The sequence below is a fragment of the Bacillus pretiosus genome (assembly GCF_051294775.1).
Lineage (GTDB): Bacteria > Bacillota > Bacilli > Bacillales > Bacillaceae_G > Bacillus_A > Bacillus_A wiedmannii.
This window is the reverse complement of record NZ_JBPPHF010000002.1, coordinates 658,261-684,052: the sequence shown is the minus strand read 5'-3', so window position 1 is coordinate 684,052 and position 25,792 is coordinate 658,261. Positions and strand designations below refer to the sequence as shown.

29 protein-coding genes and 1 pseudogene are annotated in these 25,792 nt (G+C 36.2%); 5 read left to right on the top strand and 25 right to left on the bottom strand.

Features of this window, described 5'->3' with window-relative positions:
- Positions 1-191: 191 nt before the first annotated feature.
- Positions 192-1,115 carry a ribonuclease Z gene (gene rnz, locus ACSG5Z_RS11825; protein ID WP_088064377.1) on the bottom strand — a complete coding sequence of 308 codons (924 nt, stop codon included), beginning with the start codon at positions 1,113-1,115 and terminating at the stop codon, positions 192-194.
- Between the two features lie 189 nt (positions 1,116-1,304).
- Here rnz and ACSG5Z_RS11820 point away from each other — a divergent pair, with 189 nt between their 5' ends.
- Positions 1,305-1,556: a DUF3932 family protein gene (locus tag ACSG5Z_RS11820; RefSeq protein ID WP_000656495.1), complete on the top strand. Its 252-nt coding sequence runs from the start codon at positions 1,305-1,307 to the stop codon at positions 1,554-1,556.
- A gap of 32 nt (positions 1,557-1,588) precedes the next feature.
- Here the strand turns inward: ACSG5Z_RS11820 and ACSG5Z_RS11815 are convergent.
- Positions 1,589-1,723: pseudogene (locus ACSG5Z_RS11815) on the bottom strand (DNA polymerase IV); the annotation flags it as partial.
- A gap of 90 nt (positions 1,724-1,813) precedes the next feature.
- Positions 1,814-3,052 (bottom strand): DNA polymerase IV, encoded by a 1,239-nt coding sequence (locus ACSG5Z_RS11810; protein WP_088064378.1) that lies wholly within the window; start codon positions 3,050-3,052, stop codon positions 1,814-1,816.
- A 144-nt stretch (positions 3,053-3,196) separates the two neighbouring features.
- On the opposite strand from ACSG5Z_RS11810, the gene ACSG5Z_RS11805 reads away from it, so the two are divergent.
- Complete coding sequence (locus ACSG5Z_RS11805) at positions 3,197-3,397, top strand: hypothetical protein (RefSeq protein ID WP_046956380.1); 201 nt, start codon at positions 3,197-3,199, stop codon at positions 3,395-3,397.
- 44 nt (positions 3,398-3,441) lie between these two features.
- Here ACSG5Z_RS11805 and ACSG5Z_RS11800 read toward each other — a convergent pair whose 3' ends face one another.
- Both ACSG5Z_RS11800 and ACSG5Z_RS11795 read right to left on the bottom strand, forming a co-directional pair.
- Entirely contained in the window at positions 3,442-4,560 is a 1,119-nt protein-coding gene (locus ACSG5Z_RS11800) for a tripeptidase T (RefSeq protein WP_435711478.1), read from the bottom strand.
- Between the two features lie 127 nt (positions 4,561-4,687).
- Complete coding sequence (locus ACSG5Z_RS11795; protein WP_002008488.1) at positions 4,688-5,233, bottom strand: GNAT family N-acetyltransferase; 546 nt, start codon at positions 5,231-5,233, stop codon at positions 4,688-4,690.
- 190 nt (positions 5,234-5,423) lie between these two features.
- Between ACSG5Z_RS11795 and prli42 the strand changes: the two genes are divergently transcribed.
- Complete coding sequence (gene prli42, locus ACSG5Z_RS11790) at positions 5,424-5,516, top strand: stressosome-associated protein Prli42 (RefSeq protein WP_000549038.1); 93 nt, start codon at positions 5,424-5,426, stop codon at positions 5,514-5,516.
- 77 nt (positions 5,517-5,593) lie between these two features.
- Here the strand turns inward: prli42 and ACSG5Z_RS11785 are convergent, their stop codons facing one another.
- The 19 genes from ACSG5Z_RS11785 to ACSG5Z_RS11695 all read right to left on the bottom strand — a co-directional run bounded on the left by ACSG5Z_RS11785 (position 5,594) and on the right by ACSG5Z_RS11695 (position 24,285).
- On the bottom strand, positions 5,594-5,833 hold the full coding sequence (locus tag ACSG5Z_RS11785; protein WP_000281162.1) for a DUF3894 domain-containing protein: 240 nt from the start codon (positions 5,831-5,833) through the stop codon (positions 5,594-5,596).
- Between the two features lie 146 nt (positions 5,834-5,979).
- On the bottom strand, positions 5,980-6,525 hold the full coding sequence (locus ACSG5Z_RS11780) for a L,D-transpeptidase (protein ID WP_106382652.1): 546 nt from the start codon (positions 6,523-6,525) through the stop codon (positions 5,980-5,982).
- A 15-nt stretch (positions 6,526-6,540) separates the two neighbouring features.
- Positions 6,541-7,509: an aromatic acid exporter family protein gene (locus tag ACSG5Z_RS11775; RefSeq protein WP_000472675.1), complete on the bottom strand. Its 969-nt coding sequence runs from the start codon at positions 7,507-7,509 to the stop codon at positions 6,541-6,543.
- 100 nt (positions 7,510-7,609) lie between these two features.
- A complete protein-coding gene (locus ACSG5Z_RS11770) occupies positions 7,610-8,332 on the bottom strand; it encodes an amino acid ABC transporter ATP-binding protein (protein WP_087985156.1) in 723 nt (240 codons plus the stop codon).
- Positions 8,325-8,984 (bottom strand): amino acid ABC transporter permease, encoded by a 660-nt coding sequence (locus ACSG5Z_RS11765; protein WP_001046922.1) that lies wholly within the window; start codon positions 8,982-8,984, stop codon positions 8,325-8,327. Before ACSG5Z_RS11765 ends, ACSG5Z_RS11770 begins: the two co-directional genes overlap by 8 nt.
- A gap of 36 nt (positions 8,985-9,020) precedes the next feature.
- Complete coding sequence (locus tag ACSG5Z_RS11760) at positions 9,021-9,800, bottom strand: transporter substrate-binding domain-containing protein (RefSeq protein WP_000735475.1); 780 nt, start codon at positions 9,798-9,800, stop codon at positions 9,021-9,023.
- Positions 9,801-10,052: 252 nt separating this feature from the next.
- The gene (locus ACSG5Z_RS11755; protein WP_170968331.1) at positions 10,053-10,466 is read right to left on the bottom strand and encodes a BrxA/BrxB family bacilliredoxin; all 414 of its coding nucleotides are present in this window, start codon (positions 10,464-10,466) and stop codon (positions 10,053-10,055) included.
- Positions 10,467-10,611: 145 nt separating this feature from the next.
- Positions 10,612-11,019 carry a YjdF family protein gene (locus ACSG5Z_RS11750; RefSeq protein ID WP_073516449.1) on the bottom strand — a complete coding sequence of 136 codons (408 nt, stop codon included), beginning with the start codon at positions 11,017-11,019 and terminating at the stop codon, positions 10,612-10,614.
- Between the two features lie 122 nt (positions 11,020-11,141).
- Positions 11,142-11,606, bottom strand: coding sequence for an NUDIX hydrolase (locus tag ACSG5Z_RS11745; RefSeq protein ID WP_087985159.1), 465 nt, complete (start codon positions 11,604-11,606; stop codon positions 11,142-11,144).
- Between the two features lie 70 nt (positions 11,607-11,676).
- Entirely contained in the window at positions 11,677-12,381 is a 705-nt protein-coding gene (locus ACSG5Z_RS11740) for a DUF421 domain-containing protein (RefSeq protein WP_048546371.1), read from the bottom strand.
- Positions 12,382-12,487: 106 nt separating this feature from the next.
- A complete protein-coding gene (locus tag ACSG5Z_RS11735) occupies positions 12,488-13,666 on the bottom strand; it encodes an FtsW/RodA/SpoVE family cell cycle protein (RefSeq protein ID WP_087985160.1) in 1,179 nt (392 codons plus the stop codon).
- Positions 13,667-14,006: 340 nt separating this feature from the next.
- Positions 14,007-15,323, bottom strand: coding sequence for a dihydrolipoamide acetyltransferase family protein (locus tag ACSG5Z_RS11730; protein ID WP_000257677.1), 1,317 nt, complete (start codon positions 15,321-15,323; stop codon positions 14,007-14,009).
- A 15-nt stretch (positions 15,324-15,338) separates the two neighbouring features.
- Positions 15,339-16,322 carry a 3-methyl-2-oxobutanoate dehydrogenase subunit beta gene (gene bfmBAB, locus ACSG5Z_RS11725; RefSeq protein ID WP_097889624.1) on the bottom strand — a complete coding sequence of 328 codons (984 nt, stop codon included), beginning with the start codon at positions 16,320-16,322 and terminating at the stop codon, positions 15,339-15,341.
- Between the two features lie 14 nt (positions 16,323-16,336).
- Positions 16,337-17,338: a 3-methyl-2-oxobutanoate dehydrogenase subunit alpha gene (gene bfmBAA / locus ACSG5Z_RS11720; RefSeq protein WP_000852549.1), complete on the bottom strand. Its 1,002-nt coding sequence runs from the start codon at positions 17,336-17,338 to the stop codon at positions 16,337-16,339.
- 27 nt (positions 17,339-17,365) lie between these two features.
- Positions 17,366-18,787 carry a dihydrolipoyl dehydrogenase gene (lpdA, locus tag ACSG5Z_RS11715; RefSeq protein WP_000090438.1) on the bottom strand — a complete coding sequence of 474 codons (1,422 nt, stop codon included), beginning with the start codon at positions 18,785-18,787 and terminating at the stop codon, positions 17,366-17,368.
- A 4-nt stretch (positions 18,788-18,791) separates the two neighbouring features.
- The gene (buk, locus tag ACSG5Z_RS11710; protein WP_000056197.1) at positions 18,792-19,895 is read right to left on the bottom strand and encodes a butyrate kinase; all 1,104 of its coding nucleotides are present in this window, start codon (positions 19,893-19,895) and stop codon (positions 18,792-18,794) included.
- Positions 19,896-19,982: 87 nt separating this feature from the next.
- Entirely contained in the window at positions 19,983-21,083 is a 1,101-nt protein-coding gene (locus ACSG5Z_RS11705; protein WP_000171359.1) for a leucine dehydrogenase, read from the bottom strand.
- A 34-nt stretch (positions 21,084-21,117) separates the two neighbouring features.
- Positions 21,118-22,017, bottom strand: a complete 900-nt coding sequence (yqiS, locus tag ACSG5Z_RS11700) for a phosphate butyryltransferase (protein WP_088048131.1) — start codon at positions 22,015-22,017, stop codon at positions 21,118-21,120.
- A gap of 195 nt (positions 22,018-22,212) precedes the next feature.
- A complete protein-coding gene (locus ACSG5Z_RS11695) occupies positions 22,213-24,285 on the bottom strand; it encodes a sigma-54 interaction domain-containing protein (protein WP_048546377.1) in 2,073 nt (690 codons plus the stop codon).
- A gap of 136 nt (positions 24,286-24,421) precedes the next feature.
- Here ACSG5Z_RS11695 and ACSG5Z_RS11690 point away from each other — a divergent pair, with 136 nt between their 5' ends.
- A complete protein-coding gene (locus tag ACSG5Z_RS11690) occupies positions 24,422-24,655 on the top strand; it encodes a DUF2627 domain-containing protein (protein WP_001190198.1) in 234 nt (77 codons plus the stop codon).
- Positions 24,656-24,703: 48 nt separating this feature from the next.
- On the opposite strand, the gene ACSG5Z_RS11685 is transcribed toward ACSG5Z_RS11690, so the two are convergent.
- Positions 24,704-25,432 carry a glycerophosphodiester phosphodiesterase gene (locus tag ACSG5Z_RS11685; RefSeq protein ID WP_048546379.1) on the bottom strand — a complete coding sequence of 243 codons (729 nt, stop codon included), beginning with the start codon at positions 25,430-25,432 and terminating at the stop codon, positions 24,704-24,706.
- 50 nt (positions 25,433-25,482) lie between these two features.
- Between ACSG5Z_RS11685 and ACSG5Z_RS11680 the strand changes: the two genes are divergently transcribed.
- The gene (locus ACSG5Z_RS11680) at positions 25,483-25,629 is read left to right on the top strand and encodes a YycC family protein (RefSeq protein WP_001247671.1); all 147 of its coding nucleotides are present in this window, start codon (positions 25,483-25,485) and stop codon (positions 25,627-25,629) included.
- The last annotated feature ends 163 nt before the right edge of the window (positions 25,630-25,792 follow it).

The window sequence follows — 25,792 nt, the reverse complement described above, 5'->3', positions numbered from 1 at the left end:
CTCGTATGTCGTCTGACTTATATAACAGTTTCTCTAAACAATCGGTACTATGTATTTTTATCCTATTTCTTCACATCATTAAAACTTTCTGTTTCATCCAATATAAACATAAAATGATAACAGTTTTATTTTAAATTTTTTTTAGAAATAAAAAAATGGCAACCTTTCGTCACCATTTTTTCACACCATTATTATCTATCTACTGGAAATGATTTCAAATCCGTAGCTATTTCTGTATTAGAAAATAGCTCTCTTGCCTCTTTCCATAATTCCTTATATGTATCTCCTTGATAACGAGAACTAATATGAGTCAATATTAATCGTTTTGCATTTGCCTGAAGTGCAATACTCGCAGCTTGCTTAGATGTAGAATGAAAATAATCATATGCTTGTTGTTCATCCTCTGCTGCAAAAGTGGCTTCATGAACAAGTACGTCAGCGTCTTGTGCCAGCTCTCTACTCGCTTCACAATATCTTGTATCACCTAAAATGGTAATAATTCTTCCCTTTTGAGGTGGACCAATAAAGTCTTTTCCATTTAGTATCGTACCATTTTCTAATTCAACTACTTCTCCATCTTTTAAACGTTTAAAGAGCGGGCCAGGTTTCACACCCATCTCCAGTAATTTATCGACTAAAAGAGCACCTTGTATATCTTTCTCTACAATACGATACCCAAAACATTCAATACCATGTGACAATCTTTTCGTTTCCACGTGAAATTCATTATCTTCAAATACAGTACCTTCTTCTATTATCTCCACAATTTCAAGTGGGTATTTTACATGTGTCGTACTTACTGATAATGCCACTTCAATAAATTGTTTAATTCCTTTTGGTCCATACACTGTTAAAGGTGTAGTCCCTCCTTGAAATGAACGGCTTCCTAATAAACCAGGCAAGCCAAAAATATGATCACCATGTAAATGCGTAATAAATATTTTTTCAATGCGGCGTGGGCGTACTGATGTATGTAATATTTGATGTTGCGTCGCCTCGCCACAATCAAATAACCAAGTCTGTCCTCGTTCTTCTAACAATTGCAAAGCAATTGCCGAAACGTTCCTTCCTTTCGAAGGAACACCTGCACCAGTTCCTAAAAATACAAATTCCACTTTCTTTCCTCCAGCTCTTTATATAATCTACCTTTCATCTTACGGAATGTTATTTCAAATGGCAAATCGAATTTACATAACCGATCATCTAGACAACTATATATCACGAACGTTATACTCAAAAAACTTAGTAATCGTTCGTGTTTTATGTTAAAATGATTATACTACATTTTAAGGGAGCGTTTTATTATGAAAGAAGCATTTCGTTTACAAACTGATTTTTCATCTTCATTTGATCGCTGGGTAAGTTCTTTCGTTTCTGATCACCCAGCACAATTAGAATGGACGACTTTGAAAGAATTAATCCATGAATATACAACAACACATACAAATGATTCATTACCAACATATATTTCTTCAGCTTTAACATATTACGCACAACGCGTTTCAACAACAAACAGTTCAGAAATTGTTATTTTTGAAAATGCTACAATCTCATAATCTATAATAAAAAGCACTGGTTACAGTGCTTTTTATTTATACTTATTTAGCAAATCGTCATATTCCGTCAAAAAATTTGTATACATACTTTGATCAAACTCATCTAAATTTATCCTTTCACTTGATTTATTAAATAATTCTTTTGCTTGTAGTGCAAAAGAAACAATTTATTTTCTATAAAAACTTTATAGTAAAAAATTTCATAGTTAATTGTAAAAATAAAAGGTGTCATGATATTTACAGCTTCATGACACCTTCTACATAAACTTATTTTCTAATTTTTGCTGAAAAGACTTTTCTTGCTTACGTAATAATTGACTACCTCGTTGTAAAATCGGCATTCCATACTTATCATTAATTTGATCGATGACAGCAAGTAGCGGCTCTTCTTTCGCATCTTCTTCAAATGAAAACAAATCTAATTGTTTCACCGATTCTGTCTTCCACTCTATTTCAGTGGCTGTAACACCTAGTAAACGAACAGAATCACCGTCCCAATGTTGCTTCCATAAACGAGATGCTGCCTGAAAAATATCTCGTTCTTCCCAAATCGCATTTTTCAATTGCTTACTCCGTGTTACTGTCCGCCTATCATGATATTTAATCATAATTTGAATATTATAGCTGACAAGAGTTCGCTTTTGTAATCTTTTACTCACTGATTTTGATAGCCGTTCTAACATATCAAGTAATTCTTTCTCTTCATCCATATCCTTTGAAAAAGTCATCGAATTACCGACACTTTTATGTTGTCCCATTTGACTCGGGTCAACTTCCCTATCATCCATACCTTTTGCCCGCCTTTGTAAATCAACGCCATGCTTTCCAATTTTAGCGCGAATGATATGTTCGTTTCCTTTTGCTAACTGCTCAATTGTTTGTATATGAATATCATTTAATTTTTCAGCTGTTTTTTCTCCAATTCCATGCATTGCTTCAACTGGAAGTGGCCAAATCATTTCTGGAATATCTCGTTTTCGAAGCACGGTAATACCGAGAGGCTTTTTCATATCAGAAGCTGTTTTTGCTAGGAAAAGGTTAGGAGCAATTCCGATGCTACACGGAAGCTGTAACTCTGTTAATAACGCCTGCTGAATCATCTTTGCTATTTCAAGAGGTGAACCGAGTGCGTAGCAATCTGTAATATCTAAATACCCCTCATCTATAGAGACTGGTTGTATTTTTTCCGTAAAACGTGAAAGAATTTGAAACATTTGAAATGAAGCTTCACGATATAATGTAAAATTAGGACGCATTACAACTAATTGCGGGCATAACCTTTTTGCTTCCCAAAGAGGCATCGTTGTACGTATTCCATAGTCTCTTGCCTCATAACTACATGTTATAATAATTCCTTTTCTTTCTTTTTCATTTCCAGCAACTGCTAACGGCTTCCCTTGTAATGATGGGTCATGAGCAATTTCAACAGATGCGAAAAAACAATTCATATCTACATGCAAAATAACACGACCATTTTTCGGATACATTTCTCGCATAGTACTCACTCCCTAATCAGAACGTTCGTTCTTTCATTATATCAAATTTTGCATAATAGTTATAATAATTACTTGTTCTTTTCCTTTCATACATTTGATACAATTTACATAAAATGTATCAAATTACAAAAAGGGGTGATTATGATGAAATCAACTAATAAACTCAACTATACGTTCCTTGTGATTATATTAATCATAGCCATTAATTATTTACTGCTTCCTATTTTCAACTTTAATACATTTGGATTCTTCCCTCGTCTAGTACATATAGCAACAACTTATATATTGCCATGGATTTTCTTGTATTGGCTGATCCGCCTTGTAAAAGCAATCGAATCAAAATAAAAAGCGTGTAAATCAATTGTGATTTACACGCTTTTTCTATTACATTACTTCGCTACTTCTTCAATAATTGCTATAACTAATTCTGCTGTTTTCGCTAATTCTTCAACAGGAATCTTTTCGTTTGTTGTATGAATTTCTTCATAACCAACCGCTAAGTTAACTGTTGGAATACCGTGTCCTGCAATTACGTTTGCATCACTTCCGCCACCACTTTGGTGAAGAGAAGGTGTACGACCAATGTTTTCAGCTGCACGTTTTGCAACTTCTACAACGTGATCGCCCTCAGCAAATTTAAATCCTGGGTACATAACGTTTACTTCAACGTCTGCATGACCACCCATTTCTTTTGCAGTTGTTTCAAATGCTTCTTTCATTTTCGCAACTTGTGCTTCCATTTTTTCATTGATTAAAGAACGCGCTTCTGCAAAGATTTGTACATGATCGCAAACGATATTAGTTTGTGTACCACCTTCAAAACGTCCAATATTTGCAGTTGTTTCAGAATCAATACGACCAAGTGGCATCTTCGCAATTGCTTTCGCTGCGATAGTAATTGCAGATACACCTTTTTCTGGTGCTACACCAGCATGAGCTGTTTTCCCACGAATAATCGCATTCACTTTCGCTTGTGTTGGAGCTGCAACAACGATTTCACCAACTTTTCCATCGCTATCTAATGCGTAACCGTATTTCGCTGTAATGTGCTCACGATCTAATGCTTTTGCACCAACAAGACCAGATTCTTCTCCAACTGTAATAATAAATTCAATTTTACCATGAGGGATGTTTTTCTCTTTTAAAACACGAATTGCTTCGAACATTGATGCTAATCCAGCTTTATCATCCGCACCTAAAATCGTAGTACCATCTGATACGATATATCCATCTTTAATAGAAGGCTTAATTCCATTACCAGGAACTACTGTATCCATATGAGAAGTAAAGTAAATTGTATCAACACCATCTTTTGTTGCTGGTAAAGTACAAATTAAATTACCTGCACCATGCCCAGTAACAGCCATTGTGTCATCTTCAAATACTTCTACACCTAAATCTGTAAACTTCTTTGTTAATACTTTACAAATTTCTGCTTCAAATTTCGTTTCAGAATCTACTTGTACTAATTCCATAAATTCATTTACTAAACGTTCTTGATTAATCATAAGACTGCGCCTCCTGCACTACCATTATGTATGTAACACTATTAATTATAACAGAATTTCGCAAAAGTTTCGAAATACAAGACAAAAAACAGACGGTTTATATGTCTAGATAACCATCTGCTTTCTATTACTCATTTAACAATACCCAGCGCATATGATCTTCCCATACTCCATTAACCATTAACATTTTCCTAGACACGCCCTCATATTGAAAGCCTATCTTCGTCACTACTTGTATAGATGCTAAATTTCGTGGCATAATCGGTGCTTCTATACGATGTAACTGAAATTCCTCAAAAGCAACTTGAATCGCTTTTCTAAGCGCTTCTGTCGTATAACCTTTGTTTAACTCTGCCTTATCTAATTTATAGCCGAGTACACAAGATTGATAAATTCCGCGAACAATTAAATTAAATGAAATACATCCAATTATTTTCGTATCATCACCCTTTTTAAAAATCCAAAGCCTGATGATTTTACCTTCTGCAAACTCTTTTCTATCCTTTTGTAACTTTTTCTTCTGATAATCTAACGTAAAAAAATCATCCGGTCTATACTCTTCCCAAGCTTTTAAAAATTCACGATTTCTGTCGTAATATTGAAGAACTTTTTCAGCATACGACTCATCAATTTCCCTTAAATGTAAACGATTTGTTTCATATATTTTCATCATCGTATCTCCATTCTTCAGCTTGCATAACAAAAAACTTATACTCTATCATTAATTATATATTCTCTACATACATACAAATTTCCTGTTATACTTTACACGCACTTCTCGAATTTTGTCACTTCTCTCCCCTTGTCCACAATATCATTTCTCGTTACAATAATATTGTACTGATTTGCAAGGAGGCTTAACGATGCATAAAAAAGCTCAAAAAGTTATGATTTATGTAATGCTAATTTCTATGCTTGTAACAACATTACTTGCTGGCGCAAGTATGTTTTGGTAAAAAGGACGATGTGTTCGTCCTTTTTTTACTTTTTACACATAACATAATAAAATAAACCATCTCGATATCGAGATGGTTTATTTTATATAAAGCACAATCGCTACAATACTAAAGGAGAATGACATTACAAGTGCTGTTATAAAACTTGTATATTGTTTCTGCTGAAATGCTCCAATAACAAAAGTAAGATTGAGTAATGCCATACATACAATTGCTACAAGATAAGAACATATATTAAAAGTTGCCAATATGAATGTAATAACAAATAGAAATCCCATAAAAAATTGCATATACGAAATTTTTGGATTCAAGTACATATGAGCAACCCCTTTATCTAATTTTTTATCCTGATCGGTGAGGGCTGATAATCCGCGGGTAAAAAACATCCCACTGATTAAAGTTTCACTTTATCTTTCTATACTCTCATTAACTCATGGTTATGTACACATGTCAAGACAACTTATTACAATAGAAAAAGCCAACCTTTGTTGGCTTTTTCATATGCAATGGCTCCTTTTTGTTTTGCCAATTGCTGAAATGATTTTTTCGACTTCACAATCCATACTTTCGTTCCAATTGGAATGCGATCAAATAAATACTCCACATCGTTTTTCTTCATTCTTATACATCCTTGTGAAATATACTTTCCAATTGAACTAGGTTGGTTTGTTCCATGTATTCCATATTTACTTCCATCAGTTCCTCTTGCATTAAATCCAATCCACCTTGACCCAAGTGGATTTTTCGGTGACCCACCTGGAATATCCTTCGCAATATAATACGGATCCTTCGCTTTCATTACAACATCAAAAGTTCCCTCTGGAGTTAATTCATTTGTTTTCCCTGTCGCTACTGGAAAAACCTTTTGGATCTTTCCATCGTCAATATAAGCTAGTTTATTCGTCGCTTTATTTACAATAATAAAAGGATCTCCGGCACGTGGATTATCACCAAGAGGCCAAATAGGTGATAAAGAAAGACATAATATGAAAGAGAGAAGATACGGCATAATAATTCCTACCTTCTATATAAGTTCTTTTATATTATCCTTTCCCTTAAAACGGCTTTTAATGAGTAAATATTGTTCCATTTCATACACAAGTTGAACAAGCTTCGCACGTATCTCAAATTCTTCACGTGTAACGGGCAATGGCATGTCTCTAAATAATTCTCTCATTTCTTGAAGCTGTCTTAAGGAAATAACCCCAGTACTCTCAGGGCTAATAGCATTTCCAATGTTTTCAACCACATCCGCAATCATATCAGCTTGTTCATATGTCCATGATAAAGAAGCTGCTAATGGTATCATCCGTTCTAAAATTTCGAATTGTTGCATGCGCATATTAAAATAACGATAGTAATAGCCATCTTCTCGCATAAATGCATTCTCAAGTTTCTTAAACGATAAATCCCTTGCTTCATTTAGCATATTTTCAGTTTCAATAAGTTCTGCCCCGCTCCAGCTACTTTCTCTGTTTCGTAAATACACGACCATTTCAAACAAAATTGTTTTAAAGTTACTTTCTATTGTATCCTGATACTCTTTTAGCTTATTTTCACTACTTGGCATATACATATTCACTAATAAAGCCACGCTAATTCCTATCGTTAATATCGCAATTTCATTCCCAACAATAAGCCATGTAATTTGTTTCAATGAATATAGATGCATCACAATAACTGAACTCGTGACAATACCTTCTTGAATTTTGAGCATAACTGCAGTCGGAATAAATGTAAGTAATAATATACTAATTGCAAGTGGTGTATATCCAATTGTTTCAAAAATACAAAAAGCGAATACCATTGATAATACACAAGCTAAAAAACGATGTAACGACACTTGAAGTGATTTACGTTTCGTATTTTGTACACATAATATAACTAAAATGCCCGCTGAACTATAAAATTCTAATCCTAATAACTGCGCAATAAAAACGGCTGCGCCTGTCCCTATTGCTGTTTTTACTGTACGGTATCCAATTTTGAACATAGCACTGCTCCTATATGTATAAACGTATTTACAGTTAGTATAAAAAAAGGATGACACAATGTCATCCTTTTCTACTTATTATTCACGCAACCTTTACATATTACAATATTTTTTGTAAAAATTGTTGCGCACGTTCACTTTTCGGTGCTACAAAAAATTCTGTTGGCGCGCTATCTTCTACAAGCTTTCCACCATCTAAAAAGAGAACACGATCTGCTACTTCTTTTGCAAATCCCATTTCATGTGTAACAATCACCATTGTCATTCCTGTCGTAACTAATGATTTCATAACTTCTAACACTTCTTTTACCATCTCTGGATCTAGTGCTGATGTTGGTTCATCAAATAACATCACTTCTGGTTCCATCGCTAACGCTCTCGCAATTGCTACACGTTGCTTTTGTCCCCCCGAAAGACGATTCGGATACGTATCTTTTTTATCTAATAAACCGACCTTTTCTAAAAGTTTCTCGGCTTTCTTGTCAGCTTCTTGTTTCGTTACTCCTTTTACATTGATAGGAGCATACGTAATATTTTCTAATACAGTCATATGAGGAAATAGGTGAAAATGCTGAAATACCATTCCGACATTTTCACGAACGTGCATAATATTCGTTTTCGGATTCGTTACTTCTTCCGTTCCAATCCAAATGTGACCATTTGTCGGTGCTTCTAGCACATTCATACAACGTAAAAATGTTGATTTCCCTGATCCAGACGGTCCAATAATTGCTACTACTTCCCCTTTTTCAATCGTTGTTGTAATCCCTTTTAATACTTCGTTTTTTCCAAATGATTTATGAAGGTTTTCAATTTTAATCACTTTTCTTCATTCTCCCTTCAATTGCCTTCCCGACTAATGTAAGAATAATGACTAGCATATAATAAATGAGTCCAACAAAAAGTAATGGTTCAAGATATTTAAACGTTTCACCGCCTACAATGTAAGCACGGCGCATTAAATCGGTCGCTCCTATTACTGTTACTACAGCCGATTCTTTCGTAAGTGTCGCAAACTCGTTCACAAGCGCTGGTAATATATTTTTTAATGCTTGAGGGAAAATGATATTTCGCATCATTTTCCCGTAAGGAATTCCTAAAGCCATCGCTGCTTCTGTTTGTCCTTTATCAACCGCTTGAATGCCGGCACGAATTACCTCTGACATATATGCACCTGAATTTAAGCTAAATGCTAATACAGCTGCTACGAATGCTGGTATTTCATAACCAATTATTTGCGGGACACCGAAATAAATAATCATTAATTGCAATACAAGTGGTGTACCACGGAAAATTGATGTATAAAAATCTGCCGCTATATTTAATGCTCGTATTCTAGCAATTTTGCAAAGCGCTAATAACGTTCCTAAAATAAACCCAACTAACGCTGATACTGCTACAATTTTTAAAGTAACTTCTAGGCCTTTTAGTATATATGGTATCGAAGGCGTAATCGCCGAAAAATCTAAGTTCATTCTTTTCATTCCCCTCACAGAAAAGTGAAAGGCAGCTTATTTTTCGCTGCCAAACCATTTCTTCACTAATTTATCCATTTCTCCATTTTCTTGCATTTTTTTAATTACTTTATTAAATTCTGCTGTTTTATCACTATTTTTCGGAAGGGCAATTGCTGCTCCTACTTCTTCTGGCGCTTCTTTAATTTCAATTCCTTGTAATTCTTTCATTTTTTCTAAATAATTTTTAGCAACTGTGTCTTCTATAATTGCAGCGTCAAAACGACCAGCTTTAATTTCTTGTACGATTTCTGGTATACGGTCACGTCCCTCAACTTTGAAATCGACTTGTTTTTTAAATTCTGCTGCTTTCTCTTCTTGGATAGATCCTGTTTGTACTCCTACTTTTTTCCCTTTTAAATCCTCTACAGATTGAATATTAGAATCCTTTTTAGAAACGACCATGTTTTTCGCAACAAAATATATATCTGTGAAGTCAACATTATTTTTACGCTCTGCCGTTGGCGTCATACCTGCCATTACGAAATCAACTTTTCCTGAGCTAAGGGATGCTAATAAACCACCAAAATCCATATCTTTCACTTTCACTTCATAACCAAGTTCTTTTCCGATATATTTAGCAACATCAACATCAAAGCCGATAATTTCATCACTTTTTGAAGCCTCTACGTATTCATATGGTTTATAATCTGCTGAAGTCCCCATAACCAGTACTTTCTTATTTTTTCCAGTAGCCTTTTCTTCCCCATTACTACAAGCACTGAACATACTTACAATTAAAATAAGTGCAAACGATATTGATAATAACTTCTTCATCTTTCTTCCCCCTAATAATGTATATTTAAAAGTTTAATAGAATATTTATTCGATGTTTGTATTGTATCAGCACTTTAATTTTTATGCAATATATAAAATAAAAATAAATAAAATATCAATACAAACAACGTTTGTTATGTATAAAACATTGCATAAAACAACATAACTATGCATATCCCATAAATTTTAATACTAAATAAAAAAAGGCGGTACATCCACTTCATTGTGGACGTACCGCCTTTTCGCTTATATTTATAGTTCTTCACAATTCTCTTCGAAATAAGATTGTAGTTTTGCAATAACTTGCATTGGTTCATGACCTTCAATTTCATGACGTTCTACCATCGTTACAATTTTTCCATCTTTTAATAAAGCGAATGATGGAGAAGAAGGTGGATATCCTTCGAAATATTCACGAGCTTTTGCTGTCGCTTCTTTATCTTGACCTGCAAACACCGTTACAAGATGGTTAGGACGTTTATCATAATGTACGGAATGCGCAGCAGCAGGACGAGCAATACCACCTGCACAACCACATACAGAGTTTATCATTACAAGTGTTGTTCCATTTCTTTTAAACGCTTCTTCTACTGCTTCCGGCGTCGTCAATTCTGTATATCCAGCAGAGACAATCTCTTCACGCGCTTGGCGGACAACATCATTCATAAAAAAGTTAAAATTAATCAATCTTTTCCCTCCTCTAAAACTATCTATTTGTATCTTACCAGTTAATGTTTATGAAATACAAGTAAGTTTACTTGTATTTAGGCATAGAAAAGGTGTTAGAGCCCTTGCTCTAACACCTTTTTTTTTAATGGCCACGATGCTTTTGCTTTGCTTTTTGTACTTTAATTAAACGTCTTCTTTGTTTTTCAGCTTCTCGCTTCTCTTTAGACTGCACTTTCTTTTCTTGTTTATACAATTCATAAGATAAACTAATCGCTTCTTGTGCCTTAGTAAAACGCTTTACATTTACTTCTTTTGCCGCTTGTCGTATGATACGTTTTATATTTTTTGGACGCTGTTTTTCTTCCACTTCCACACCGCATTTTGCAACATGCTGGAAATATGCTAACATTGGACCATTCACAAATATAAGTACTTCTTCATCTGAAGGTTCCATTCCAAAAATATACCTTGCTCCATACAATTTTCCTTTTTCTTTATGCGTAATAATTCCTACGAAAAATTGACCATCGTGATATACTGTCAAATCCATTGACAGCCCCTCCTTTAAAAAAATTAGAAATACTGGACATCCCGGAGGGGAAGGTTACTGACATGAAATCATGCGTCTGGACTACCGACCAGAACTGTGTTTTTGTATTTCTTTCACTATTATTATATCTCTTTTTCCATAATCTTCATATATTCACCAATCATTTTTTTATGCGATCCTACAATATAGTCAGGTAGTTCTGTTAGTGGGAAGAATGTAAGCTGAACCGCTTCTTCTTTATTCATAACAAACTCCCCTTCATATTCATCCGTATAATAGGCTGTCGTTACGGATTGAAATTCATCACCATTTGCTAGTTTTGTAAAATAATTCGCTCCCGAAAATACATTAATTAATCGCAAGTTCTTCACTTCTATTCCTGTCTCTTCATATACTTCACGGCAAGCTGTTTCTTCTGGTGATTCGCCAAGCTCCATTAATCCGCCAGGCAATCCCCATTTTCCGTAAGGCTCTGTTCTTTGCTGTAATAAAACATCCCCATTTTCATTTATAACGAGTACAACAGCACCAACTAAAATTAAAGGGCGATGACCAACTATTTTTCGTAATTCTTCTACATATCCCATCGTATCGCCTCCTTTTTCGTTGTCCACACTATTGTATCATATGTATGAAACGACAAAATGCGTATATTTTTCATTTTTTTAACAAAATATTTATTTTATGTGCTTCATCTACTGTAGCTAACATAATGGATTCAACTTCTGCGTTTTTCTCTAGAAATTCTCTCGCCCATTCTTCTGTTTTCCCTAATAAAGCAAGAACATCTTTCTGAATGCTCCCATCCTTTACTAATACAAATGAAACTGGAGATTTTTTTCCCGCCACTTTCAGATCAAGCCGCGAAACTGCTTCATATTCTGGATACTGAAATATAGAAACGACACCGTTCGCTTCCCATAATGCTAATTTAATCTTTTGAATATCACTCACATTTCGCATACGAAGTTCCGAAAATAAATATTCCACCGTAATTCTCGCTTTTTTCAAATTGCTAAAATCAATGGAACCATTGTGTATAAGAATAATAGGTGCTGGCTCTAAAAAGCGTCTCCATCTATCCCATTTCAACATTAAGACTGAGCTTATAATGTGAAGTACAACGAGTATGAACGTTGTAATCATTGATCCGAGTAATCCTACTTTTTCATCAGATAATGCGTTAGAAATATTTCCACCAAGCAATAATACTAATACGACATCTAAAAAACGAAGTTGCGCGATGGATCTTTGCCCCATCGCTTTCGCAACTAATATTAAAAATATGTATGCTATAATAGCCCGAATAACCCATTCACTATTGGAAAGATGCCGTGCCCCTTCAAAAATATGCATATGCATCACTTTGCACTCCTTACCCGTCTCAAACTGCTACTTTGTTTTAGTTTGCAACGTTTAAGAGCATATATGTAAAAAAGCTGGTTCGTATTTACACGAACCAGCTTTTTTACTTAACAGAAAACATATACTTTTTATACGTTTTCCGTACCGATAATATGAGACCCATCATAATCATATTCGAGAACAAGGAACTTCCCCCATACGATAAGAACGGTAATGCAATCCCTTTTACAGGCATTAATCCAACGATCATACCGATGTTTTGGAATATTTGAACCGTTAATATTCCAATTGCTCCAGCACATAATAATGTACCGAATAAATTATCAGCAGAATAACCGATAATAATTGTTCGATATAGTAGTAATAGGAACAAAAATACAACTAACGCGGCTACGATAAATCCACCTTCTTCGGCAATTGTAGCAAAAATAAAGTCAGTATGCTTCTCAGGGATATAGACGTTCCCTTCGCCAAATCCTTTCCCTTCCATACCGCCACTACCTACAGCTAAAATCGATTGCTGTGTTTGATAACCTTGATCTGCATTTTCAAATGGATTTAACCAACCTACAATACGTGATTGTTGGTGAGGTTTTAGTAACGTAACTAACTTATTAAAGAAGAAATCCTCATACCTTACGTAAATAAATATTAACGTAGATAATACGGTCACCGGAATAACTGTACATAACGCTATCAATTTCTTCTGAATACCTGACATAAATAAAATACATGCAATAGCAGCAGCATATAAGAACACCATCCCTGTATCCGGTTGGCTATATACAACAGCCATAGGCGGAAGGGATACTAACACAATTTTACCTACTAATTGTAAATCCGTTTGGAATGTCCTTGCCATATACTGTGCATTATGTTTCACTGCTATACTTGCTACTACGAGAAGCAATGAAATTTTGAAAAACTCAGATGGTTGAATTTGTCCAACTAACGGAAATACAAACCATCTTTTTGCACCTAATTTTTCAGGTGTGAAAGTGGAAACCGGTAGTATTTTCAAAAGAATAAGTGAACCAAATCCAACGATATAAAGTGGCCAAGACAATTTTTGTAATTGATCTAAGTCGATGCTTGCAACAAGCAATAACAATACAACTCCAATTATGTAGTTCAAACCCTGTTTCATCGCAAAGTTTGCCTCTCCATATTGGCCAGTTTGCTGACTGCTATATATAGCGGCTATACTCGTAACACATAATGCTAACAAAATTAATATTAATTTTACATCTAAACTTTTTAGAAACTCGGTACTTCTTTTCATGACATCCTCCTGAAACATTGTTACAGCAAAATAAAAAACCAGGAGTCAACATTCTTCATGTTTTGACGACTGATTACACATTATCTATAAAACACTTATATAGAATAACTCTCTTTTTCATACAATACAATATATTATACTACAGTTTCGTCAGTAAGATTTGCCAAAAAAATTATTCTTTTCTTATTTTATATCCATATACCATATATCAGCAATGTATTTTCATAAATTCCTAATACATAATCGTTCATTGTAAGATTACTGGGGAAGATATTATACATATAGTAGGATGTAGATGAAGAAATAAGATGATAAAAAGCTCGCATAAGCGAGCTTTTTATTAATATACAGATGTATTATTTTCTGACGTATTTTCTAAAATTTCTTTTACACGTCCTAAGAACTTACCACAAATTAAGCCATCTAGTACACGATGATCAAGTGATAAACATAAGTTAACCATGTCGCGAGCACCGAACATACCATTATCCATAATTACTGGGCGTTTTACAATTGATTCAACTTGTAAAATAGCCGCTTGTGGATAATTAATAATACCCATAGATTGAACAGAACCAAATGATCCTGTGTTATTAATTGTAAATGTTCCACCTTGCATTTCGTCCGCTTTTAACGATTTCGTACGTACTTTTCCTGCAAGCTCTGTAATTTCACGAGCGATACCTTTAATCGTCTTCTCATCCGCGTGTTTAATTACTGGTACAAATAGTTCGTCCTCTGTTGCAACAGCGATAGAAAGGTTAATATCTTTCTTCTGAACGATCTTATCGCCAGCCCACATTGAATTGATTTGAGGATACTCTTTTAACGCTTGCGCTACTGCTTTTACGAAGAAAGCAAAGAACGTTAAATTAAAGCCTTCGCGCTTTTTGAAATCACCTTTAATTGAATTACGGTATGACACAAGGTTTGTCACATCTACTTCAATCATCATCCAAGCATGTGGCGCTTCGTGTTTACTACGTAACATGTTCGCTGCAATTGCTTTACGCACACCTGTTACTGGAATTTCGATATCGCCAGGCATTGTTGGTACAGAAACTGGTTTTGCAGCTTCTACTTTTTGTGCTACTGGCGCTGCTTTTGGTGCTTCTGGACGCGCTTCTACTACTGCTGCTACCGCTTCCTCTTTCTTCGCACCTGCTTGCGGAATATTTCCAGATTCCACCAGCTTTAAAATATCTTTACGAGTGATACGGCCATTTGCTCCCGTACCTTCTACTAAATCTAAATCAACATTATGCTCACCTGCAAGTTTTAAAACAGCTGGTGAAAAACGTGGTTTTCCATCAGTTGGTTGTTTTGCCTTCGGTGCTTTTTCAGACGTAGCTACTTCTGACTTTGGTTCTTCTTTTGTTTTTTCCTCAACAGCTGTCGCTGCTACTTCATCTGCGCCTTCTACTTGAATAACACAAACTACTTCACCTACAGCTAACGTCTCACCTTCACCAGCAATTAATTCTTTCACAATACCAGTGAAAGAAGATGGTACTTCAGCATTTACTTTATCAGTCATTACTTCTGCAAGTGGATCATACTTGTTTACATGATCGCCAACATTAACGAGCCATTTACTAATTGTACCCTCTGTAACGCTCTCCCCGAGCTGAGGCATTGTGATATTTTCTACAGCCATGTATAGTCCCCCCGATTAAAATTCCGCAAGTTCACGCATTGCTTTTTCAACTTTATCTGGATTTACCATAAAGAATTTTTCCATTGTTGGTGCATATGGCATTGCTGGAACGTCTGGACCTGCAAGACGTGCGATTGGCGCATCTAAATCAAACAGACAGTTTTCAGCAATAATTGCTGCCACTTCACTTATAATACTTCCTTCTTTATTGTCCTCTGTTACAAGAAGAACTTTACCTGTTTTAGAAGCTGCTTCAATGATTGCTTCTTTATCTAATGGATATACAGTACGTAAATCAAGAACATGTGCAGAGATGCCATCTTGCGCTAACTTTTCAGCTGCTTGAAGAGCAAAGTGAACACATAATCCGTACGTGATAACAGTAATATCATCACCTTCGCGTTTTACATCTGCTTTTCCGATTGGTAATACGTAATCATCCTCTGGCACTTCACCTTTAATTAAGCGATATGCACGCTTATGCTCAAAGAATAATACTGGATCTTCATCACGAATTGCTGCTTTTAATAAACCTTTTGCATCATACGGTGTAGAAGGAATGACAATTTTTAAACCTGGTTGGTTCGCAAACATCGCTTCCACAGATTGTGAATGATACAATGCACCGTGAACACCTCCGCCAAATGGCGCACGAATTGTAACTGGACAAGTCCAATCGTTATTAGAACGATAACGAATTTTTGCTGCCTCAGAAACAATTTGGTTTACTGCTGGCATGATGAAATCAGCAAACTGCATTTCAGCGATTGGACGCATACCATACATTGCCGCACCAATTGCTACCCCAGCAATTGCAGATTCTGCAAGCGGTGCATCAAGCGCACGATCTTCACCAAATTGATCATATAATCCGTGTGTCGCTTTAAATACGCCACCTTTTTTACCAACATCTTCACCTAAAACAAATACTTTATCATCGCGTTCCATTTCTTCGCGCATTGCTAATGTAATAGCATCAATATAAGACATTACAGCCATGAAACGTTCCCCCCCTATTCTGCGTATACGTGCTTCAATGCATCTTCAGGTGCTGCATACGGAGCATTTTCTGCATATTCTGTTGCTTCATTTACGATATGCATAATTTCGTCTAACATTTGTTTTTCAAATTCCTCAGTTAACACGCCAGCTTCTTTTAAATAAGCTGCAAATGTTATGATTGAATCTTTTTTCTTTGCTTCTTCTACTTCTTCTTTATCACGATAAACACGATCATCGTCGTCACTAGAATGTGCTGTTAAACGATATGATACTGTTTCAATTAAAGTTGGGCCTTCACCACGACGGCCGCGGTCTGCTGCCTCTTTTACAGCTTTATATACTGCAAGTGGATCGTTTCCGTCTATTGTATATCCAGGCATACCGTAACCAATTGCACGGTCTGATACGTTTTTACATGCTAATTGTTTTTCAACTGGAATAGAGATTGCGTATTTATTATTTTCACACATGAAAATAACAGGTAGTTTGTGTACACCAGCAAAGTTTGCCCCTTCATGGAAGTCACCTTGGTTTGAAGAACCTTCTCCAAATGTAACAAACGTTACTAAATCTTTCTTTTCCATTTTTCCAGCTAATGCAATACCAACTGCATGTGGTACTTGCGTTGTTACTGGAGATGATCCTGTCACAATACGATTTTTCTTTTGACCGAAGTGACCAGGCATTTGACGACCACCAGAGTTTGGATCTCCAGCTTTCGCGAAAGCAGACAACATAAGCTCTTTAGCTGTCATACCGAACGCTAGTACAACACCCATATCACGGTAGTATGGTAATGCATAATCTTTCTCTCTATCAAGAGCGAATGCTGCTCCAACTTGTGCAGCCTCTTGTCCTTGACAAGAAATTACGAATGGAATTTTACCCGCACGGTTTAATAACCACATACGTTCGTCGATTTTACGTGCAAGTAACATCGTACGGAACATTTCTAATACTTGCTCATCACTTAAGCCAAGCTCTTCATGGCGCTTTTCTTTTACTTCTGCCATTTTTCATAACCTCCTAAATCCACATTTTTATGCGTGTAACGCTTTTCCATCTACAGCTAATGCTGCTTCACCAATCGCCTCAGATAATGATGGATGCGGATGAATTGTATGTGCTACTTCCCACGGTGTTGCATCAAGTACTCTTGCAAGACCAGCTTCAGAAATCATATCTGTTACATGTGGTCCAATCATATGAACACCAAGAATGTCATTTGTTTCTTCATCAACTACAAGTTTTACGAAACCATCTGATTCGCCGTATACAAGTGCTTTTCCGATTGCACGGAATGAGAACTTACCTACTTTTAACTTATAGCCTTTTTCTTTCGCTTCTTGTTCTGTTAAACCGACAGAAGCAACTTCTGGACTGCTATATACGCATTTTGATACCATAGAGTAATCAATTGGTGTAACTTCTTTACCAGCAATATGTTCCACTGCAACAATTCCTTCATGAGAAGCAACGTGAGCAAGTTGTAAGCCGCCGATTACATCTCCGATTGCGTAAATATGAGATTCTTTCGTTTGATAAAACTCATTTGTTTGAATGTATCCTTTTTCCACAACGATATCCGTATTCTCTAAACCAATATTTTGCGTATTGGCTTGTCTTCCTACAGATACAAGCATTTTTTCTGCTTTAAATTCTTTATTCTCACCGTTATGTTCAGCTTGAATTGTTACTCCGTTATCTTTTACCAATGTTTCTGGTAATACTTTTGCACCAGTTACCACTTTAATACCTTTTTTCTTGAATAGACGTTGCATTTCTTTTGAAACGTCCTGATCTTCTAGTGGTAATATCGTTTTCGCATACTCTAATACTGTAACTTCTACACCGAAGTCAGCAAGCATAGATGCCCACTCAATACCGATTACACCGCCACCAACGATAATAATTGAGCTAGGAAGCGTTTCCATTTTTAGGGCATGATCGGAAGACATTACATACTCTCCGTCTAATTCTAAACCTGGTAATGAATTCGGACGAGAACCTGTTGCAACAAGTACATTTTTTGGAATTAACATTTCATTCTCTTCTCCACTTGCAAGTTCAACTGAAATTGTCCCTGGCATTGGAGAGAAAATAGATGGGCCAAGAATACGGCCGATACCTTCAAACACATCAATTTTACCTTGTTTCATTAAGTGTTGAACACCTTTATGAAGTTGCGTTACAATCTTCTCTTTACGCTCTTGCACTTTCGCAAAGTTTAGTTCTACATTACTTGCAATAACTCCGAACTCTTCGCTTTTTTTAGCAGTTGCGTATACTTCCGCACTACGTAAAAGAGCTTTACTAGGAATACATCCTTTGTGCAAACAAGTACCACCAAGATTTTCTTTTTCAACAAGTGCAGTTTTTAAACCTAGTTGTGATGCTCGAATAGCAGCAACATATCCACCAGTACCGCCGCCAACGATGACTAAATCATATTCTCTTGCCATTATCTCAACCCCTAGCTACTGTTTGTTTTTCTCGTACAACATACTCTTTCGGCGCTTCTTCTTCACGTAATACACGAAGTGCTCCTTCTGCTAATGCTTGTAATTCATCTTCCCCTGGATGTACGATAACATCTGCAATCCAGTCAACACGTTCTTTTATTTCATCAACAAGAATTTTACTGTACGCAAGTCCACCAGTTAAAACGATTGCATCAATTTTCCCGTGAAGTACAGCGCTAGCTCCGCCAATCTCTTTTGCAACTTGATATGCCATTGCTTTATAAATAAGAGTTGCTTCCGGATCACCTTTTTCAACCATTTGTTCTACTTTGATCGCATCATTTGTACCGATTAGGCTTACAAGTCCACCTTGTCCAACAAGTTTTTTAACCATTTCGTCACGGTAATACTCACCAGAGAAACACATCTCCACTAATTGCCCTACCGGTACTGTACCCGCACGCTCTGGACTAAATGGGCCTTCTCCGTTTAAGCCGTTATTCACATCAATAACTTTTCCTTTTTTATGAGCACCAACTGTAATACCGCCACCCATATGTGTAACTAATAAATTTAAATCCTCGTATTTGTGATTTAATTCTTCAGCCACTTTACGAGCAACTGCTTTTTGGTTTAATGCATGGAAAATACTTTTACGTTCCATACCAGCAATACCACTTATACGAGCAACCGGCTCCATTTCATCTACAACGACAGGATCTACTATGAATGCCGGAATATTTAATCCAGAAGCGATTTCATATGCTAAAATGCCTCCAAGGTTTGAAGCATGATGACCGCTAAACCCATTTTTCAAATCTTCTAACATCGAATCGTTTACTGTGTATGTTCCGCCTTCGATTGGACGAAGTAATCCCCCACGCCCACAAACTGCGTTTAACTTTGAAATGTTAATACCGTGAGAATGTAGAACTTCTAAAATCGTTTCTTTGCGAAACTCATATTGATCGATAATTCTCTTATATTTTCCAATTTGTTCTTCGTCATGACGAATAGTTTCTTCTAAAACGGGCCTTTCATTATCAAAAACACCAATTTTTGTGGATGTACTACCCGGATTAATAACAAGAATTCGATTTAAAGACACTGTTGCTACCTCCACTAATAAATTCAAAAGGAGGTGGAAACCTCATAAGAGGTAACCACACCTTTTGTAAAAGTAATATATGAATGATTAGCGACGGCTAATAATGTCGTGACCGTTGCGTAAGTATGTGCTACGAGAGTTTTTCAAGCTTGCAATGCGCTCTTCAGCTAAACGATCTGCTGCTACATAAGTTGCAATGCCATCGCGTTTTGAAATTTCGATTACTTTTGCAATTGTGTCATAAATAGACTCAACACGTTTTAGTGCACGTTCTCTATTGTATCCATATAATTCGTCTGCTACGTTAATTACACCACCAGCATTAATAACATAGTCTGGTGCGTATACAATACCCATTTCATGAATCATGTCGCCGTGACGATTTTCTTTTAATTGGTTATTTGCAGAACCTGCGATTACTTTTGCTTTAAGTTGTGGAATAGTTTCGTCATTAACTGTTGCGCCTAATGCACATGGTGCGTAAATATCACATTCAACACCGTAAATTTCATTTGGCTCAACTGCTGATGCACCGAATTCTTCTACCGCGCGTTGTACAGCTTCTTTATTAATATCTGTAACGATTAATTTTGCTCCTTCAGCATGTAAATGTTTGCATAGGTGATACGCTACGTTACCAACACCTTGAACAGCAATTACTTTTCCTTCTAAATTATCAGTACCGAAAGCCTCTTTCGCAGCTGCTTTCATACCACGATAAACACCGTATGCAGTTACTGGAGATGGGTTACCAGAAGAACCGAATGATGGTGAAATACCTGTTACAAAATCAGTTTCTTCGTGAATAATATCCATATCATCTACTGTTGTACCAACATCTTCAGCTGTAATGTAACGTCCGTTTAGTCCTTGAATGTATCGTCCTAATGCACGGAACATCGCTTCGCTCTTATCTTTACGTGGATCACCGATAATTACTGTTTTCGCACCACCTAAGTTTAAGCCAGCTGCTGCGTTTTTGTATGTCATCCCTTTTGCAAGACGCAATGCATCTTCAATCGCCGCTTCTTCAGAATCATATGTCCACATTCTTGTTCCACCAAGAGCTGGTCCAAGTGTTGTATCATGAATTGCGATGATTGCTTTTAAACCAGATTCTTTATCTTGACAAAATACTACTTGCTCATAATCATATTTTTCTAAGTATTCGAAGATTTCTAATGTCATTGTCGTTTCCCCCTAGTGTTTTACCCTGTTTGGTTTATTTTGAAGCAGTCGTAACTGCCAATGCTAATGAATATACTTTTGTTTCTGCTGAATCAGCACGAGATGTTAAAACAATCGGTGCTTTTGCGCCAGCAATCATAGCTCCTACTTTTGCATCCGCAAAGTATACGAGTGATTTGTATAGCACATTTCCAGCTTCAATCGTTGGGACGAGTAAAATGTCTGCTTTACCTGCTACATCACTTACTATGCCTTTATGTTCTGCTGCAATTTGTGATACTGCATTATCTAAAGCAAGTGGTCCATCAACGACACAATTTTTAATTTGTCCGCGGCGATTCATTTGAGTTAACATCGCGGCATCAATTGTCGCTTGCATCGCAGGATTCACAACCTCTACTGCTGCAATTGGTGCTACCTTTGGCAAATCTATTCCTATTGCCTGGGCAACTTCTACAGTATTCTGTATAATAGCAGCTTTTTGTGTTACATCAGGTGCAATGTTCATCGCTGCATCTGTAACAAAGATAAGACGATCGTAATTTGGAACTTCAAATGCTGCAACGTGTGAAAGTACGCTACCTTTACGAAGTCCCCACTCTTTATTTAATACAGCTTTCAAAATATTTGCTGTTGGGATGTTTCCCTTCATAAGCACATCTGCTTCGCCATTTCTTACAGCTTTAACAGAAAGTTCTGCAGCCTCAGCACTTGACGCTGCTGCAATCACTTCAATGTGTTCTGAAGTTTGTAAACCATGTTCTTGTAGCATCCCCATTATTTTTTCTTGATTTCCATATAGACGAAATTGAGCTAGCTGTAATTTAATTGCTTTCGCTACAGCTTCAATTACTTCATGATCTTCAGCTACTGCTACAGCCACAGTTTTTTTAGGCTGTCCTGCTGCTTGATCAATTAAGTGTTCTAACTTCATATTTTGTAATCAACCCTTTCCGTCGTCCCTCGTCTATTTATAAAGCAAATACCGTGCCAACTTTCAAAAGTGGTCTTACCAATAATGAAAACGCATTCAAAATGCAGTAAAATCAATACTTTGGAAAATAACAAAACATTCTGTCTTGTTTTGTCGCTTTTTGTATACCATGCAATAAATTGCACGGTACGCAATTTATTGCATGCTATTTTTTGCACACTCATACTTTTCTAGCTTGTAATATAAATTTCGAACCGAAATTCCTAATGCTCTTGCAGTTTTTGTTTTATTTCCATCAAACCTCTCTAAACATTCATGAATGATATGCCCTTCAAACTCTGTCACTAATTGTTCAAGTGGCTTTTCTTCTAATTCAGGTAATAAGTTATTTTGTTTTACCTCAGTCTGCTCCTCTGTATGTAAAGGTGGTAAATGATGGACATCAATATATATTTCGTTATAATTCATAAAGATAATAGCTCGTCCTAAAATGTTTTCAAGCTCCCTCACATTTCCTGGCCATTCATATGATTGTAAATATGAAATAGCCGAATCAGTGAGCCCCTCTACATTCCGACCATAATCTTGGTTAATTTTTTGAATCAATCTGTCTGCAATTGCCGGTATATCTCCTTTTCGTTGACGAAGAGACGGAATTTGAATTGGAATTTTATTTAATCGATAATATAAATCCTCTCTAAACTCTCCTTCTAGAATGCCCTTTTCTAAATTCACATGTGTCGCTGCAATTACCCGGACATTTATAGGTATCGCTTTCGTTCCACCAACTTTTACAATTTCTTTTTCTTGCAACACGCGAAGGAGTTTCGCTTGCGTATTTGCAGACAATTCTCCTATTTCATCTAAAAAGATACTACCGTTATTCGCTTCCTCAAAAAAACCTCGTTTTCCGCCTCTTTTTGCTCCTGAAAATGCACCTTCCTCATAACCGAATAATTCACTTTCTAATAAAGTCTCGGAAATAGCAGCACAGTTTACCCGGACGAATTTATTATATTTTCGATTACTTCCATTATGAATTGCATGTGCAAACAATTCTTTACCCGTTCCAGATTCTCCGCGTAGTAATACTGTTGCCGGTGTATTCGCTCCAAGTTTCGCCTGTTCAATAGCGGCCGTTGTTTCATCTGAATTTCCGACAATGTCATCAAATGAATATTTCGCTTCTAACGTTCGAATAATTTGCCTTGCTCTATTCAATTCATTTGTTAACTTTTGAATTTCTGATACGTCACGAATTACACCAACGCTTCCTTTCAATATCCCATCCACTATAACTGGCGCTACGTTTACAATTACATCACGCTTCTTTTGTCCAATCTTCATATGTATTCCGCGTACCGCCCTACGCGTTCGAAGTACTTTCATATGCATACTTTCACCTTCTACAATATCAGTTGTAGCCGGTTTCCCAATAATGTCCTCTTCTGTTAAACCTGTTAATTTCGTATACGCAGGGTTAATTACTAATCCTCTTCCCTTTTCATCCACGACCGAAATTGCTTCCTCAGACGAGTTGATAATCGCCTCAAGTAACGTTTGAATCTCCTTTAAATCTGTAACTTCTTCCGCAAGATCTACAACCTCTGTTATATCTTTAAAAATCGCAAATGCCCCTTGTACCTCTCCTCCCTCTTTTAATATTGGAATACGGGTTGTAATAATTTTCTTTTCATTCTCTAATGTCAGTTCATAATTTACTTCTATTTGTTTCGTACGTATAATACGAAGCAACTTACTAGTCGGAATAACTTCTAAAATATATTTCCCTACCGCATCTTCTTTTTTATATCCGATAATACGCTCTGCACTTTTATTAAATAGGCGTACTTGTCCCTCTCGATCAATCACAATCATACCGTCATGCGTAGAATTTAAAATTAAATCCCCTTGCTGCGTCTGTTCTTCTAATTTTCCAATTAAACTTTCCTTCTCATGTGCTAATCTCGTAACAATTTTCGCAATATCACCTGGTATAAGAAGAGTATCTTTATGCTTTTTCTTTATTAAATCTTTATGTAAATCATCGTCACCCGTCATATCAAACATTACATCAATATGCATAGAAAGAAACGGCGTTACACTCTCTCCAATTGTAACCCCATATTCCTTAGCCATTTGTAATCCCTTTGCTATCGGATTTATATCAATAATCCCTATAATTTGAAATATATTTGAACTTTGTAACAGATTCAGCAGTGTACTACCACCTTCACCTGCACCAACAATTAAAACTTTTTGTTTCATATATTACACTTCCTCTCGAAGTATCTCTGCAAAATTTTTCACACCCTTATCTTACTCGTTCAGCCCCCTCTTGACAAACCCCCTTTTCATATAACATCATTGAAATAAACAAAATAATCTAAAAAGGAGCGTTTATATGCAGCGTTACCTTGCTCTATCATTAGCACTCATCCCTATTTCATTAGCTGTGTTTGGCATTAAGTTAATGAGAGATACTGTATTCGGGATTCTATTTCCTCCACTCTCTATACTATGGTTACAATTTTTAATCGGCGCTCTCTGCTTCGGGCTCGGGTTTTATATCTTCGGAGGCTTCGTCTTACACCGAGACCGTAAACGAAATAAAGTACAAGCTCGCTTTAGAAGGTAGGAAGGCCCCACTATTTATAAATAAAAAATGAGACCGTTACACGCGGTCTCATTTTTTTATTGGCAATAACATTCTTGCTGTTTCGGGGTAATCAGTAATAATCGCCGAAATATTCATATCAAAATATTTACGCATAAGCGTTTCTTCATTTATTGTATAGGGCCGAACCTCTACACCACTTTCCATCGTTAATTCAGCAACAGCATCTTGAAGATAACGATAATTAGGGTGCACTGCTGTAGCGCCCATTTTTTTCGCATACGCCCACGGACTATGCAAACCTTCACGATATAAAATCGCTGTTTGAATATCAGGAGCCATCATATGACACCTTTTCATACTGTAGTGATTAAATGAAGAAAATATAACACGATCTTCTAGATTACATTTCCGTACAAGCGTTATAACTTCTTCCTCTAAACCTCTGTATGGAATTTTATTATTTTTCAGTTCAATATTAAGTAGCAACTCTGTTTTATCAATCCATTCTAACACCTCTTCTAAAAGAGGTATTTTACAAAAGCCTACTTTATCACCGAATTTATAGCTCGCATCTAATTTACATAAATCCTCATATAAATAATTACGAACCGCACCTTTTCCATTTGTTGTCCGGTCCACTGTTTCATCATGAATGACGACAACTTTTCCATCTTTCGTTAATTGAACATCAAGCTCAATTCCATCTGCTCTAAAAGATTCAGCTGCTTCAAATGAAATCATTGTATTTTCTGGGTACGTTCCCGCTGCACCACGATGTGCAAATATAAGAGTCATCCTCACTCCCCCAATCTTATGCTATACTATACGAAAAAGGAGGTACTTCTATGAGACCATTACAAATTTCTCCAGACACTGCAGTCCGCCTATCAAAAGCATTAGGTGTTCCACTTGAACAACTTATGCATATGCCGCAGCACATTCTAATTCAAAAGTTAGTTGAATTAGAAAAACAAAATAAAGACGAGGAATAATACAGTCCTGTTTTGCAGGGCTTTTTATTATTTTCTATTATATCACGGATGACTTCCCTACTAAAATCCTTTAACAGATATACTATGATTCCATTTAATCTTTTTTTCAAACATTTATAATCAATAAATTAAAACCCCTCTTTTAATAAAAGAGGGGTTTCTT